Below are 14,668 nucleotides of genomic sequence, written 5' to 3' on the forward strand. Positions count from 1 at the left end.
ATGATTATAAAATCAGATTAGTTTTTTACAGCCTGAATAGCCGCTGCATAATTAGGCTCCTGAGAAATATCCGGTACCTGCTCTTCGTAAACAATAGTTCCTGAAGGATCAATCACTACAACAGCTCTGCTTAGAAGTCCTTTCATGGAAGATTCTATCATTTCCACTCCGTAATTCCATCCAAAATCTGAACGGAAATCCGAAAGCATCACTACATTGTTGATTCCTTCAGCTCCACAAAATCTCTTTTGAGCAAAAGGCAGGTCCTTAGAGATACAAAGAACTACTGTATTGGGAAGATTTCCTGCTTCCTCATTAAAATGGTGAACAGATGCAGAGCAAACCCCTGTGTCTACACTTGGAAAGATATTCAGAATCACATATCTTCCTTTGTAGGCATCAAGGCTCTGATCATTCATATTAACATCTGTAAGGGTGAATTTAGGAGCCGGTTTGTTTACATCCGGTAATTTGGAGTAAGTACGTACAGGCGTTCCTTTTAATAAAACAGTATTGATAGGTTTAGATTTTTGGGCAAAACCCAATACTGAGCAAAAGAATAACGTACTGAAAACTATTTTTGAAAACATTGAAAATTTATTTTTAAACAAAAATATTGTTTTTTTCAGTTGGCTGGGTTAATTTTCATTCAAATAGCTTTTAAATAGAGCAAATCTATTAAATCATTATTCTTAAACTCAATTTTTACGTCTACCTTTATTCTACAAAAATTCAGATTCAAATTATTAAATACTAAAAATATGAGTTCAGTAAACAGTGCATTATTTCAAAATATTTTTAAAAAAGAGAACGAAATCCCCGAAGAATATAAAGTACCCGAAATCCATCAGAAAGTCTATCTTCTGAATGGTGAATTAGTAGAATGGAAAGGAGAAACACAGAATATCTATTCTCCGGTCTGTATCCCTACAGAAAATGGTTTAGAAAGAAAACTATTGGGCAGTATTCCCAATATTGGCCCGGAAGAAGCCATGGAAGTTCTTGAAGCTTGTGTAAAAGCTTATGATAATGGTCTTGGAGAATGGCCTACAATGTCTGTAGAAGGTAGAATCAAATGTATGCAGAAATTTGTCTATCTGATGATCCAGCAGCGTGATTTAGTTATAAAACTGCTGATGTGGGAAATAGGCAAAACATTGGCAGATTCTACCAAGGAATTTGACCGTACCGTAGATTATATTAACCAAACTATTGATGCCTTAAAAGATCTGGACAGAGAGTCTTCCCGTTTTCAGCAGGCAGAAGGAACGATTGCACAGATCAGAAGAGCCCCGTTGGGCGTGGTTTTAAGCATGGGGCCATTCAATTACCCTTTAAATGAGATTTTTACGACTCTTATTCCGGCTTTGATTATGGGAAATACCATCCTGTTTAAGCTTCCAAAGCATGGAGTACTGGCTCATTATCCTTTATTAAATGCCTTTAAAGAAGCATTCCCGAAAGGAACGGTAAATACTTTATACGGAAAAGGTTCTGAAATTATTACTCCAATCATGGAAAGTGGTAAGGTAAATGTTTTGGCCTTTATCGGTTCCAGTAAAGTGGCGAATGGATTGAAGAAATTACATCCCAAAGTAAACCGTTTGAGGGCTATTCTGAGTCTGGATGCTAAAAATGCAGCCATTGTTACTAAAAATGCCAATCTTGATGTGGCTGTAAGTGAATGTATTTTAGGAGCACTCTCATTTAATGGGCAACGCTGTACAGCTTTAAAATTAATTTTGTACAAAAGAAATTACCGCAGAATTCACTGCCAAGCTAAGTGAAGCCGTTTCTGCTCTGAAAGCAGGTTTGCCATGGGAAAAAGAGGTGAAGGTAACTCCGCTTCCGGAAGTCAATAAGCCGCCATACCTGAAAGAATGTATTGAAGATGCCCTACAGAAAGGTGCTGCAGTTTTAAATAAAGATGGTGGCTATACAGAGGAATCATTTGTTTTTCCGGCAGTTGTGTATCCTGTAAACAGTGATATGAAGTTGTATCATGAAGAGCAGTTTGGGCCGATAATTCCTGTCGTTCCATTTGACGATATTGAAGAACCTGTTGAATACCAGGTGAATGCTTCCCACGGAATGCAGGTGAGTATTTTCAGTGAAGATCCACAGGAAGTATCAAAATTGATTGATTCTTTTGTCAATCTGGTAAGCCGTGTCAATATCAACTGCCAGGCACAGCGCGGTCCGGATGTATTTCCGTTTACCGGAAGAAAAGACAGTGCAGAAGGTACGCTTTCTGTATTTGATGCGTTGCGTTCATTCTCCATCAGATCTCTGGTCGCTGCAAAACTTACAGAATCCAATAAAGAATTACTGAATACTATTGTAAGGGAACATGATTCCAACTTTTTAAGCACAGACTATATTTTCTAGCTCTAATTATCATTATATTTTTGACATTTGTTCTTCTGATGATTATCATAGCAGGCGCAAAACTTGATTTGCTTGATATAGGCTCATTGCAAAGAGTTTTAAATAAACTGAACTGGAACCTCTTTGTATTCTATAAAATTTCTATCTTTAAAAAAATGAGCTGTTAAAAGAATATCAGATGGATGAGATTAAAAATCAAATGTATTGTATAGAAGAATTTCTGGAACTTGTAAAGAATAAACAAGACAGAAAAGAATCTTATGATCCGGAATACAATTATGCAGTCTATTCTGCAAAAGATGAATTTGAGCCTGAAATGAAAGTTTTCATCGGAGATCCCTTGGATATAGGAGAGAACGATAATGAAATCTTACCTGATTTTGTATACCATAATAAGCTTAATTATATGTGTTCTGATGAAAATATTCAGGACGTGGTAGATCTCGCTTTCCGACAGTATGCTGATATTACTTCTTTTCAGCTTATCACAGCTCTGAATCACTATCTTGAAAAAGATGACTTTTTAGATTTCAAATAAAATATAACTGAATATTGATACAAACACCCTGATATAGAAAAATATCAGGGTGTTATTCTATGTAATATTTTTACTTTTTCTCTACTAACTGTGCGGATCATTATTACCATTAGAAACACATACAATAATTTCGAATAAAATACTATCCTAAAAAATAGTAGAACCTTAATAAAACATACGATGAGAGGTTCGACAGCATTTTCTATCGGGTTTTTTATTTTTTTTAATAAATTTCTGTAACAATTTTTTTTAATGAAAACTAACTCCATAGAGTAACAAGCTATGACCTCATTAGAGCAAGAGTTTATCCGGAAGATTGAAAAACATAAAGGAATCATCTTTAAGATTTCCAAAATGTATATGTCTGAAAAAGATGATCGTGATGATCTTTTTCAGGAAATCACCTTTCAGTTATGGAAGGCATATTCCAACTTCAGAGGAGAAAGCGAGTTTTCAACCTGGTTGTACAGAATTGCTTTAAACACTGCTATTATTTTCCTTAAAAACCAGAAAAGAAGAAGCTTTATCGGTAATGAAGATTTCTCTAACCACGCAATTGCTCACGAGGATTATGATGATGGGAAAGAAGAGCGTATGGCTGAAATGTATAAAGCTATTCACCTGCTTAATCCCATTGACAAGGCCTTTATTTTCTATTATCTGGAAGATTTTTCAGGAAAACAGATCGCCGAACAGATGGGGATTTCCGAAGGAAATGTAAGAGTGAAAATGAACCGGGCCAAAAATAAATTAAAAGATATCTTAAACCAACATACTATTAATCAACATTAAATCACTAATCCAATGAATATAGATGAATTGAAAAATACCTGGAATGAAGATATTGCAGATAAAACCCCAGAAATTAGCATAGAACAAAGAAATACAATACATCTTCCCCTTGAAAAAGTACGCAAAAATATGCGCATGGAATTTTGGTGGGTAATAGGAATCTTCGTTTTTGCTTTTATGGTTTGTTCTGTTTGTAAACCCTTTAAACTGCAGCTGTATATTACGGTTTTGGTAGCTTCAATGCTTATCGTAACAGTTTTCTTTTACAGCAAGTTTTTTAGACTGTATAACGAGATCAGCAATACTGAACTTAAGACCAGCGATTCGTTGAAAGATCTTGTAACTCAGTTAAACCTTAATAAACAGTACTATTTATCCTATTATATCAGTTTTGCACCGTTTATAGTATGTGAGATTCTTATTGTGCTTGAGTTTATACCCTGGCCACAACCTTTAAGCGAGATGAAGATAGCGCTCATTCTGATTGGCAGTCTCATTGGTGGGTTGTTTTTATTATTTCTTAGTGGTAAGTTCTGGTTCCATCGTTATTATGGAAGATATATCAATCATATTGAAGCTCTTTTAAAAGAATTGAAGAGCTAAGTTAAAACGGTTTCGGCGGGCTTTCAGCCCGCCGAAACCTATCTGTATTTATAAAGTGATTTAAAATAAAGAGTACGATTCTTAAATTTTTCCAAATTAATTTTTATCCGCCTTCTCTTTTCCAATTTCATTTCTGATCCAATCCAGCTGAGGATCTCTTTTATCAATAATATCCTGTAAGCTCTCTTTGATCTCTACATCAGGAATAACTCCTTTTTGGGTGCCTGAAAAATCAATATTCGGTTGTACAAGAAGCAGCCCGATTGGAAATCTGATCTCCGAATTAGGAAGTTTCTGATAAGAATAAAAGCCCGCTACTGTACCATCATTGGCACCACCTGTTTCTTCCCCTATGAGAGTGGCTCTTTTATCATTTTTAAGCTTTGCAGTAATAATGGAAGAGGCGGAAAAGCTTCCTCCGTTTATAAGAACAAAAACTTTACCGTGGAAAGCTCCCTTGTTAGGTTTTGTAGGCTTATCGGCCTTCATCTTGTAGAAAACCTTTCCATCTTTTTTATAAGTGCTGAAAGCTTGTGCAAAAAAATAACTCGGATAAGAGATACTTTTAATAGCATAATCCAGAGGAGAACTTTTTCTGAAATAATTTGTTCTTAGCGGGATATCTTTTGAAGTAACCTGAGAAGGTTTTATAAGAGTGAAAGGTTGGTCTGTAAGATAAGAATACAGATTATTGATCTCATAAAGAGACCCACCGTAATTGTTACGGACATCTATGATGAGGTAATCTGACTTTGCATTTTTAATTTTCGCAAATGTTTTCTTATAAAATTCATCCGAGTATTCCCTTGAAAAGCTTTTTACCTTTATATAAGCGATAGTACTGTCTTTATCCAGGAATTTAAAACTCCGGTTATAAGAATTACTGGCTGCAACGTAATCATTCAGCTTTCTTTCCTGAGTTCGTTTATTCATTTCCTTATCCTTTTCAAGATCAGTATCAGATTTTGATTCTCTGCTTAAAGTATAAGTTTGCTTTTCACCTTTATAAAGGGTTTCTAGAGTAGCCCTGTCAGCAAGTCCGTTTTCAGCAGTATAGTAATTAAAGAATAAATCCTTTAAAAAATAAGGCTGGAAAGTCGTATTGTATCCGTCACTGCTGATAAGATTTCTATATTTTTTGATATAGTCTGAAACCGGAATATTATTGATCGACAGAATTTCAGTTCCCGGGTGAATATTTTCAATGGAATCTCTGTTTTCCGTAATATACATCTGGTCTCCGGAAATATAATATCCGAATCTGCTGAACAGCCCTTTCTTTTGTTCTAAAGTTTTGATTTCTTTTTTAGTGAACTTTTTTCTGGGAACTCTTAATGAAAGATGCCCTTCACGGATCCTCGCGATCACAGGCTGGAGCTTAAAATAAAACTGAAGTGGAGTAAGCGGTTCAGTAATTGTTTGCTTAAGGCTGTCAAACTTGTGTTCCAATTCCTTCTTGGGAATATACCAGTACAGCTGAGGGTGCATCTGCTGAAGTTTTGAATAGGCAAAATCCACATCTTCCTTAAGCTGCTCCGGAGGAATACAGGAAGCCCGCTGTTCATTGTGCCTCTTAATAGATGCACATGAGGAAAGCATGGCCAGAATAAATATTACCGAGTATTTTTTCAATATATCTTTGAGTTTTTTTAAGCCGCTAAAATAGAAAGTTTAAAATTAATCATCACTTAAATGAATAATAAATTTTCTGAAACACATGATAAATTTAGTTAAAAAATGTACTCAAATGCATCTTATTTTTATGTAAGAACAAAAGTTGGTACCTTTGATCTTTATTTTTTACAAATGATGTATTGGATTCTTGCGGTTGTGATTCTATTGGTAGCAACCTATTTTATAGTGATCAATGGGGCTGCATTTGGAGCCGTTCCCAAAGGAAAACGATTGAGCCGTATCAGACAGTCGAAGCTTTACAGAAATAAACAGTTTCAGAATATCAGCCATACTCCTTCCCTGGCTGAAGGCTATAAAATGTGGAAAGTTACTTATGATTTCTTTTTGGGTAAAAAACATCCGTCGCTGAAGCCTGTAAAAGAAATTCCTTCCATATATACGGACTTAAAAAGCCTTGATAAAAATACAGATGTTTTCATTTGGTTGGGACACTCCTCTTATTATTTACAAACTGATGGTGTTTCATTTTTAATTGATCCAGTATTAAGTTTATATGGTTCCCCTTTTAAGTATTTTAACAAAGCGTTTAAAGGATCTGAAATTTTTAAACCTGAAGATATCCCTAATCTGGATTATCTTGTGATTACCCACGATCATTTTGATCATCTGGATTATCCCACAGTTCAATCTATTAAAGACCGTACCGGAATGGCTATTGTTCCATTAGGAGTAGGGGCTCATCTGGAGCGGTGGGGCTATACTGAACAACAGCTTATAGAAGAAGAATGGGGAACAGAAGTTGAATTAAAAAATAAAATAAAGTTGGCCCTTACTCCAGCCAGACATTTTTCCGGCAGAAGAGTTAAGCAAAATGATACTCTTTGGACTTCCTATGTATTGGAAACCCCTACAAAGAAAATCTTCCTTGGTGGTGACAGCGGTTACGATTCCCATTTTAAAATGATAGGGGAGAAATATGGACCTTTTGATTATGCTGTTCTTGAGAATGGGCAATATGGTGAAGCATGGAGATATATCCACACTTTACCCGAAGATACTATTCAGGTAGCCATAGATATAAAGGCCAGACATATTATTCCGGTACATGCTGCTAAATTTGCTCTTGCTCTTCATCCCTGGAATGAACCTTTACAAAAAATAACAAGCTTAGGTAAAGACAAAAATTTAAATATCCTTACTCCAAAAATCGGAGAGGTAGTAGATCTGAACCGTAAAGATCAGCAATTTACAGCCTGGTGGGAAGACTGATTAAGCATGCCAGATATCTTTATACCTTTGTGGGTGATTTTCAAATTGCTGACGTACAAAATCACATTCCGGGTCTACAAGCAAATCTTTTTCTTCTGCATAGCGAACCAATTCATCCAATAGTAATTTGGCATAGCCTTTACCTTCACGTTCCTCATCAAGCTTGGTATAATATACAATAAGAAGTCTTCCGTCAACCTCTATGGACATATACCCAGCTTTTTGCTCATCAATAAACAACTGCAGTTCATCCTGATATGGAGATACCATAAATTTTATATTTTCCATAATTACTGAGATTTGGTTGATAAAATAATAATTATGAGAACTCCCGAAAGCATTCTCTCCTTTAAAATTACGAAATTATTTAACACAAAGTAATAGTTTTTGAGAATCTTAACGAATTTTATAAGAAGACTTAATAAAAGATAAAAGATAAAAGATAAAAGATAAAAGATAAAAGATAAAAGATAAAAGATCTTGTCGTTAAATAACTATTGTGTTTATATATATTCATCCGGATATCAACATCAATAGGGGCGGGCTTTAGCCCGCTCTCAATGAAAATACGAGTTCCATTGGCTTTAGCCAAAACTTAAATTTCCGATCTCATTCATGATTGATATGGTTGGAAGACTGAAATAATATTCACCCGACATCCATAAACTCGAACCCCGAATCTCGCATCTCTGTTTAATAATAAATCCAAATGTAAAAACTTTGTCAGAGAGTAATTAATAACCACAAAAAGAACTGACTTTTATAAATTATTCAAAAGATAATCAGTTATTTATGTGTTTTGTTAACAAATATTGGGAATTGCAATTAATAATTGGCACTTTAATTGACTATGTCTTGATGTTTAATTTAAAAGAGGAATGAAATGAAAAAGTTATTGCTAACCGCATTTTTGGTTGGGACGTTTAGTTTGAGCTATGCCCAATCAGATTATTATAATGATTACAGAAGAAGTATTTCAGATATCAACTGGCAGACCGTAGTAGCAGATCTGTTACTTTCTACAACGCAGGCCAATCAGGTTTATGCATTAAATGACAGATATCGCAATTATGATTCATGGAACAGAGTATATGTTGTAGAACCGGGAAGATGGAGAGGAGACCGATATTCAGAACTGGAAAGAATTCTTGGTAGAGAAAAATATATCATTTTTAAAAAGAGATATTATAGAGGAGAAAATCCTGTGATTGTTTACGGAAGAAAAAATGATTACAAAAAATACCGCAAAGAGCAGGATAAATACTATAAAGAAAGAGCTAAATATTACAAAAAGCAAAACAAACACAACCATGGGCATCATGGTGACTGGGATTAACCATTATCAATTTTTATATATTCACTATTTAAAATGGCTGGCATTTGTGTCGGTCATTTTTATTATAAGTAATGAGTAATGAGTAATGAGTAATGAGTAATGAGTAATGAGTAATGAGTAATGAGTATATCATTAAACAACTATTAGCCATATTTATATTAAGATCAATAGGGATGGGCTTTAGCCCATTCAAATAAATAAAAAATCTTCATCTGGCTTTAGCCAAAACTTAAAAATTCTACGATTCATTTATCATCTTGATATAGATATTAAAGGTTTGTTTAGCCAAATAGTTCATATAAAATCTCAATAAATCGTAACGGACTATAGTACTCCCATCTTCCATCATCAATCTTCCGACCAATTAATATGTCTTCCATTTAAACAATTCTATTTTCTAATTTGTTTGAATTTTATAACTTTGGTGTATGGAATCCAATGAATCAATACAAGGTTTTTACGAAAGGAATGCTCCCGGTTTGGGACCTCTATGCTTAGGTGCAAATAATATGGGGCACTTTAATGTGTTTTCACGGGATCACTGCTCTCTTCTATCACCGTATAGCAGAAGAGATTATTATAAGATTTCACTGATTATAGGAAAAGGAAAGCTTCACTATGCCGATAAATGGATCTATGTAGACCGTCCCGCATTGTTGTTTTCCAATCCCATTGTTCCATATTCCTGGGAAGCTGATGATGACGATCAGAAAGGCTGGTTTTGCCTTTTTACAGAGTCATTTCTACAGAACGGAAGCCGTTTGGGTAATCTTCAGGATTCACCATTGTTTAAAATTGGCGGAACTCCTGTTTTCTTTGTGGAAGAAGAACAACAGAAAATACTTTCTGACCTGTATACCAAAATGATGACGGAAATTGAGTCGGATTATGTTCATAAATATGATATGCTGAGAGCTTATCTCCACCTGATGATTCATGAAACGATGAAAATGCATCCGGCAGAAACTTTTGAGCCTTATCAAAATGCATCTCAAAGAGTAGCATCCTTATTTATGGAGCTGTTGGAAAGACAGTTTCCTATCGACAGTCCTGAAGCTTTTTTGAAATTAAAAACGCCCAATGATTACGCGCAGAGTCTTTCCATTCATGTTAATTCTTTAAACCGTTCTGTAAAAGAGATTACGGGGAAGACCACCAGTCAGCAGATTACAGGAAGAGTGATACAGGAAGCAAATGCTCTGTTAACCCATACAGATTGGAATATTGCTGAAATTGCTTACGGACTGGGCTTTGAAGAACCTGCTTATTTTACCAATTATTTTAAAAAACAGACTGGAATAGCTCCCAATGCCCTAAGAACAAGCCCTGTTTGAATTTTATAATTCTTGGTTTGAATTCTATATCAAACGTGTCTGTTTCATGTTCTAATTTTGTCTTATCAATTTAAAATAAAACCATCATGAAATTTAAAAAATTAGGAAACACCGGTGAACAACTTTCTGCTATTGGATTAGGCTGTATGGGAATGAGTTTTGCTTATGGCCCTTCAGATGAACAGGAAAGTATCAGTACTTTGCATAGAGCATTAGATTTAGGCGTTAACTTCTGGGATACAGCAGATATGTATGCTAATGGAGAAAATGAAAAATTAATCTCAAAAGTTTTAGTGCCTAACAGGGATAAAATTTTTATTGCTACTAAATTCGGATTCAGATTTAAGGATGGAAAAGCCAGCCACAGTGGTGCGCCGGGAACATACTTTGACGGTTCTCCGGAATGGATCAGACAGGCGGTAGATTTAAGCCTTCAAAGGTTAAAAATAGATACTATAGACCTATATTATGCACACAGGGTTGACCCTAATGTTCCTGTAGAAGAAACAGTAGGTGCTATGGCGGAGCTGGTTAAGGCAGGAAAAGTAAAATATATCGGGTTGTCTGAAGCTTCTGCAGAATCTATCAGAAAAGCGAATAAAATTCATCCTATTGCTGCTTTGCAGTCAGAGTATTCTATTCTTACCAAAGACGTTGAGAATGAAATTTTGCCAACCATCAGAGAACTGGGAATCTCGTTAGTGCCTTATTCACCATTGGCAAGAGGTCTTTTTGCTAATATCAATGAGGTTCAGAACCTTGGAGATGATGATTTCAGAAAATCGTTACCTCGTTATCAGCAGGAATATCTGGAGAATAATACAAAATTAGCTAATGAAATTAATGAATTTGCAGCTTCCAAAGGAGTAAAAGGAACTCAGCTGGCATTAGCATGGGTATTGAACCAGGGAGATGATATCATTCCGATTCCGGGAACTAAGCGTATCAAATATCTTGAAGAAAATGTTGCTGCAGCCAATATTGAGCTGTCTCAATCAGATTTGGAAACCATTGATGCCATTCTTAAGAAATATCCTAACGTAGGAGAAAGATATAATGAAGGTTCAATGAAACTGGTTAACAACTAAAACTATACTTACACTGGGTTTCTGAATATCAGAGACTCAGTTTTTTCTATAAAACATATTGCATTTATTAGATCAGAACATTTCCACTGCAGGAGATGTTATTTTAGTTATCATGAATGCAGAAACACCATCTCAATTATGAATAGAAGAGAATTATTAAAGAATGGCCTGCTTGCAGGAACGCTAAGTTTCATACCTTTTTCAAATGTATTTGCAGAAACAAGGATCAAATCAGAGAAAAAAGACGATGATCTTTCCGGTTTTAAAAAGATTAAACTGGGAGAACTGGATATGTTTATTCTGACAGACGGATATATCCATGAAGAAAACCTGAACTCATTTGCCCCAAGAGGAAATGTTGCCAAACTGAAAGCAATCCTTAAAGATAACTTCCGGGCAGATAATTATATTGATATGGCAGTCAATATTCTGCTGGTTAAAACAAAAGAAAAACTGATTCTGATGGATAGTGGCATGGGAATATTTGCAGATGAAAGAACCGGATTTTTATTAAAAAGCCTTCAGGAAGCAGGATTCTCTGCAAAAGATATTACGGATATTTTTATCTCTCATGCCCATCCCGATCATATCGGTGGAGTGGTAGATAAGCAGAATAAGCTTGTTTTTCCCAATGCTTCTATTTTCATTTCAAAAACAGAACATGATTTCTGGATGAATGCTTCCGTGAAAGATTTTAATAACAGTGCTTTGAAAGCCCATCCTGAAATGCTCAACCAGATTATTCCGGCCCTTCAGAATATCTTGAAAGTTATTCAGCCAAAATTGAAATTTTATGATTTGAATAATACACTGTATAACCATTTCAATTTTCAGCTTGCACCGGGGCATACTCCCGGTTTAACTGTCACTACAATATCATCAGGAAATGAAAAGCTGATGTATGTTGCTGACCTTATTCACTCAGATGTTATTCTTTTCCCACATCCTGATTGGGGGTTTTCAGGAGATACAGACCTGGATATTGCTACGGCATCAAGAAAGAAGTTTCTCAAACAGCTGGCAGATACAAAAACCAGGGCGTTTGCTTCCCATTTGCCATGGCCGGGATTAGGCTTTACAAAAATAAAAGCCCCAGGATTTGAATGGATTCCTGAGAGCTTTATGAATTGATACACCGGTATAAATATCTATTTGGGAGCTGGGGTTAAAAAATAGCTGCTGAAAATAATAGAATATTTGCCTGCCCGTCTGCTGATTATATTTACTTCTATAAGTTAGATGGCAGTAATATTCCCCTCCTCTGGAGGGGTGTCAGATTGAAAATCTGACGGGGTGGTTATTCAATAAGAGCGGGCTTTAGCCCGCTCTCCATATAATATTCATTCATCTGGCTTTAGCCAAAACCCATTTTCACGAACCCTAAATAAAGGCTACCCAAAGGTTTCAAAGCTCGGCTTGTCATTCTGAACCTGTAAAGAATCTCTAAAAATTATACTTCAGATTAAATCCTGTAAAGAAATACGCCTTACTCGATCCCGGATTCACATCCGTATAAATAGCTGCATTATTATACTGGTTATCCTTATCAGTATCATTAATACTGTTTCCGTAAAAAAGGAAAGTATAATTAATCTGGCTGGTAAGGTTGTTTCCTGCTACAAAAACATCCAGATCCCATTGATTAAAACTGTGTTTATAACCGATTTTGGAATTTAAAAGACCAAAACTTTTCACCTTATTGCTATTGGTGAAATCAGTATAAACACTTCCCATATAATTATAGGTATTCTGCCAGTAGAGCCCGATTTGAGTATCAAAATCCAATCCTACAGATATTTTGGTTTTAGGCACACCTACCACATTGGCTTTATCTCCGTTTTCTTTAAAGTAAGTGGAATATTTAAAGTCATTATAAGTATAACTCACGAAGGGCTGGATTCTTGAAATGAATAAGTTATTCGGTTTATACGAATATCCTACACTCATTTCCAGACCTTTGTTATTCTGTTCGCCGGTATTCGCCCAATAAGTATAAGGTGTTTGTTCCGGATTAGACATTCTGCCGGCTAATTGAGTAAGTTTATCTTTAATATTGATGCTGAATAATGAAAACTGATAATCTATGGAAGTATCATCTAGTAATCCCTGGATGCTGAAATCCCACATTTTTGCTTTTTCTGCAACAAGGTTATCATTGGTTACATTCAATCCGGTGATAAAAGCAGTTACAGAAGTAGGGGCGTTATATCCTTCACTATAACTAAGATTGAAGATCTGATTGTTCCAGGTTTTCTGTAATGCAAAATGTGGACTTGCCGCTGCACTGAACTTTTTTTCAAACGATAGATTTTTATTGTAAAGATCCTTACCATTAACAACAAACAATCCAGGAAGAGCTAAGAGGTCTTTCCTTTTATAGCTGAGCTGGTTGATGCTCACGCCTGCAAGGAACATTAAATCCCAAGGTTTATAAGTGATTTTCTCAACTGCAAAATAATTGGACTGATTGTTTGTGTTATTAAAGTAAGAACCATCATATAATGGTCTTAAAACAGGTTCTTCTGTGATTTTTACACTTTTGTAGCGATAATTGGTAATAGTGGATTGTGATTGCTGAATTTCAACTCCAAATTCTGTCTGGCTTTTGAAATGCTCCCATTCTTTATTAAATTCAAATACGGATCTGAGTCCATAATTAGAAAAAGATGAGGTTTCATTAGCTCCGGCAGCAATTCTTTCCCCTGTTGTACCTGTATAGAAAACGGTAGTATTGTTTTTGAAATTAGGCGTAATTTTCCAGATATGGCCAATTCCCACTCTTGAAGTAACAAATTTTGTTTTGGCCCCACGTCTGATGTAGGCAAAATTTCCGTTATCAATCCCATTATAATAGTCGTCATAGGAGATCTGCCCCGAAACCTGCTCCAGCGAGTTGCCATGAGAAGCCAATAAAGTTATTTTCTGGTTATTATTAAGCTTAAACTCTCCGTTGATATTATAAAAGTTCTTAATGCTCTTACCGTTAGGGCGGTAACCGTCACTTCCAATATGTCCATAATTGGCAGTAATGGAGTGGTTATCTCCCACACTAGTTGCCGAAGTAGAGCTTTGAAATAACCCAAAAGACCCGGTCATAAACTGTTCTGAAACAGAATTTCCCTTTTTGCTTTCCGGTTGCATATACAGTCTCACTGCGCCTCCGGAACCTCCGCCATACAATGTGGCTGCAGGACCTTTTATCACTTCTATACGGTTTACCAGTCCGAAATTGACATCATCCAGAACAGTAACTCCATCAGCTCCGGTAAGCGGAATATTGTTAAGATACATTTTGATCCCCCAGTTATTGAACTTCTGATCATTTCCATATCCACGTATGACAATTCTCTGTCCGCCCAGCTGAGTTCTCTTTTCTACCTGAACTCCGGCCATAGTATTAAGGCTCTGCTCTATAAAAGCAGGATTATTACGATTGATTTCATACTCAGAAATAATTTCTGTGGATTGTGCGTGTTTTTTAAATTCTTCCCTTTCTTTGATGACTTTCGCTCTTGCGTGGATTTCCACCTCATCAATACGGTTTTCATTTTCCTGAGCATTGGCAAAAGCAATGGCTGACAAGGAGAGAGCAAGGATGTAGATTTTTTTCATTAAGACAGTCTGTTTTTTACAAACATATTGAAAAAACAGGAAATTTGAAATGAGTGCTGTTTTATTTTTACTA

At 35.6% G+C, this 14,668-nt stretch carries 12 protein-coding genes and 1 pseudogene; 9 read left to right on the plus strand and 4 right to left on the minus strand.

The features are described 5' to 3' along the window. Positions 1-17: 17 nt before the first annotated feature. A complete protein-coding gene (gene tpx, locus BOQ64_RS18135) occupies positions 18-518 on the minus strand; it encodes a thiol peroxidase (RefSeq protein WP_410494466.1) in 501 nt (166 codons plus the stop codon). A gap of 243 nt (positions 519-761) precedes the next feature. Here tpx and BOQ64_RS18140 point away from each other — a divergent pair. The 4 genes and pseudogenes from BOQ64_RS18140 (at position 762) to BOQ64_RS18155 (ending at position 4,321) form a co-directional block, all read left to right on the plus strand. Then, a pseudogene (locus BOQ64_RS18140) lies at positions 762-2,388 on the plus strand (NADP-dependent glyceraldehyde-3-phosphate dehydrogenase). Positions 2,389-2,566: 178 nt separating this feature from the next. Then, the gene (locus BOQ64_RS18145) at positions 2,567-2,926 is read left to right on the plus strand and encodes a hypothetical protein (protein ID WP_129057641.1); all 360 of its coding nucleotides are present in this window, start codon (positions 2,567-2,569) and stop codon (positions 2,924-2,926) included. A gap of 282 nt (positions 2,927-3,208) precedes the next feature. Continuing rightward, the gene (locus BOQ64_RS18150; RefSeq protein ID WP_129057149.1) at positions 3,209-3,718 is read left to right on the plus strand and encodes an RNA polymerase sigma factor; all 510 of its coding nucleotides are present in this window, start codon (positions 3,209-3,211) and stop codon (positions 3,716-3,718) included. A 12-nt stretch (positions 3,719-3,730) separates the two neighbouring features. After that, positions 3,731-4,321, plus strand: coding sequence for a hypothetical protein (locus BOQ64_RS18155; RefSeq protein ID WP_129057150.1), 591 nt, complete (start codon positions 3,731-3,733; stop codon positions 4,319-4,321). A 96-nt stretch (positions 4,322-4,417) separates the two neighbouring features. On the opposite strand, the gene BOQ64_RS18160 is transcribed toward BOQ64_RS18155, so the two are convergent. Then, positions 4,418-5,953 carry a S41 family peptidase gene (locus BOQ64_RS18160; RefSeq protein WP_129057151.1) on the minus strand — a complete coding sequence of 512 codons (1,536 nt, stop codon included), beginning with the start codon at positions 5,951-5,953 and terminating at the stop codon, positions 4,418-4,420. Positions 5,954-6,058: 105 nt separating this feature from the next. Between BOQ64_RS18160 and BOQ64_RS18165 the strand changes: the two genes are divergently transcribed. After that, positions 6,059-7,225: an MBL fold metallo-hydrolase gene (locus BOQ64_RS18165; protein ID WP_228448458.1), complete on the plus strand. Its 1,167-nt coding sequence runs from the start codon at positions 6,059-6,061 to the stop codon at positions 7,223-7,225. On the opposite strand, the gene BOQ64_RS18170 is transcribed toward BOQ64_RS18165, so the two are convergent. Further along, on the minus strand, positions 7,226-7,513 hold the full coding sequence (locus BOQ64_RS18170; RefSeq protein ID WP_129057152.1) for a GNAT family N-acetyltransferase: 288 nt from the start codon (positions 7,511-7,513) through the stop codon (positions 7,226-7,228). It abuts the gene before it with no gap. A gap of 595 nt (positions 7,514-8,108) precedes the next feature. Here BOQ64_RS18170 and BOQ64_RS18175 point away from each other — a divergent pair. From BOQ64_RS18175 to BOQ64_RS18190, 4 genes are all read left to right on the plus strand, one after another. Beyond that, complete coding sequence (locus BOQ64_RS18175) at positions 8,109-8,561, plus strand: hypothetical protein (RefSeq protein WP_129057153.1); 453 nt, start codon at positions 8,109-8,111, stop codon at positions 8,559-8,561. A gap of 428 nt (positions 8,562-8,989) precedes the next feature. Continuing rightward, entirely contained in the window at positions 8,990-9,895 is a 906-nt protein-coding gene (locus tag BOQ64_RS18180) for a helix-turn-helix domain-containing protein (protein ID WP_129057154.1), read from the plus strand. Between the two features lie 86 nt (positions 9,896-9,981). Then, positions 9,982-10,983 (plus strand): aldo/keto reductase, encoded by a 1,002-nt coding sequence (locus BOQ64_RS18185; RefSeq protein ID WP_129057155.1) that lies wholly within the window; start codon positions 9,982-9,984, stop codon positions 10,981-10,983. A gap of 138 nt (positions 10,984-11,121) precedes the next feature. After that, complete coding sequence (locus BOQ64_RS18190; RefSeq protein ID WP_129057156.1) at positions 11,122-12,114, plus strand: MBL fold metallo-hydrolase; 993 nt, start codon at positions 11,122-11,124, stop codon at positions 12,112-12,114. Between the two features lie 312 nt (positions 12,115-12,426). On the opposite strand, the gene BOQ64_RS18195 is transcribed toward BOQ64_RS18190, so the two are convergent. After that, positions 12,427-14,595, minus strand: coding sequence for a TonB-dependent receptor (locus BOQ64_RS18195; protein WP_129057157.1), 2,169 nt, complete (start codon positions 14,593-14,595; stop codon positions 12,427-12,429). Positions 14,596-14,668 lie beyond the last annotated feature (73 nt).

Origin of the sequence: Chryseobacterium sp. CH25 (assembly GCF_004119455.1) — a bacterium.
Classification (GTDB): domain Bacteria; phylum Bacteroidota; class Bacteroidia; order Flavobacteriales; family Weeksellaceae; genus Chryseobacterium.

What these genes read in the sequence shown, in the direction of transcription:
- BOQ64_RS18145 (WP_129057641.1), top strand. Translation starts at nt 2,567, where the DNA reads ATGGATGAGATTAAAAATCAAATGTATTGTATAGAAGAATTTCTGGAA.
- BOQ64_RS18180 (WP_129057154.1), top strand. Translation starts at nt 8,990, where the DNA reads ATGGAATCCAATGAATCAATACAAGGTTTTTACGAAAGGAATGCTCCC.
- BOQ64_RS18190 (WP_129057156.1), top strand. Translation starts at nt 11,122, where the DNA reads ATGAATAGAAGAGAATTATTAAAGAATGGCCTGCTTGCAGGAACGCTA.
- BOQ64_RS18170 (WP_129057152.1), bottom strand. Translation starts at nt 7,513, where the DNA reads ATGGAAAATATAAAATTTATGGTATCTCCATATCAGGATGAACTGCAG.
- BOQ64_RS18185 (WP_129057155.1), top strand. Translation starts at nt 9,982, where the DNA reads ATGAAATTTAAAAAATTAGGAAACACCGGTGAACAACTTTCTGCTATT.
- BOQ64_RS18195 (WP_129057157.1), bottom strand. Translation starts at nt 14,595, where the DNA reads ATGAAAAAAATCTACATCCTTGCTCTCTCCTTGTCAGCCATTGCTTTT.
- BOQ64_RS18175 (WP_129057153.1), top strand. Translation starts at nt 8,109, where the DNA reads ATGAAAAAGTTATTGCTAACCGCATTTTTGGTTGGGACGTTTAGTTTG.
- BOQ64_RS18150 (WP_129057149.1), top strand. Translation starts at nt 3,209, where the DNA reads ATGACCTCATTAGAGCAAGAGTTTATCCGGAAGATTGAAAAACATAAA.
- BOQ64_RS18165 (WP_228448458.1), top strand. Translation starts at nt 6,059, where the DNA reads ATGTACTCAAATGCATCTTATTTTTATGTAAGAACAAAAGTTGGTACC.
- BOQ64_RS18155 (WP_129057150.1), top strand. Translation starts at nt 3,731, where the DNA reads ATGAATATAGATGAATTGAAAAATACCTGGAATGAAGATATTGCAGAT.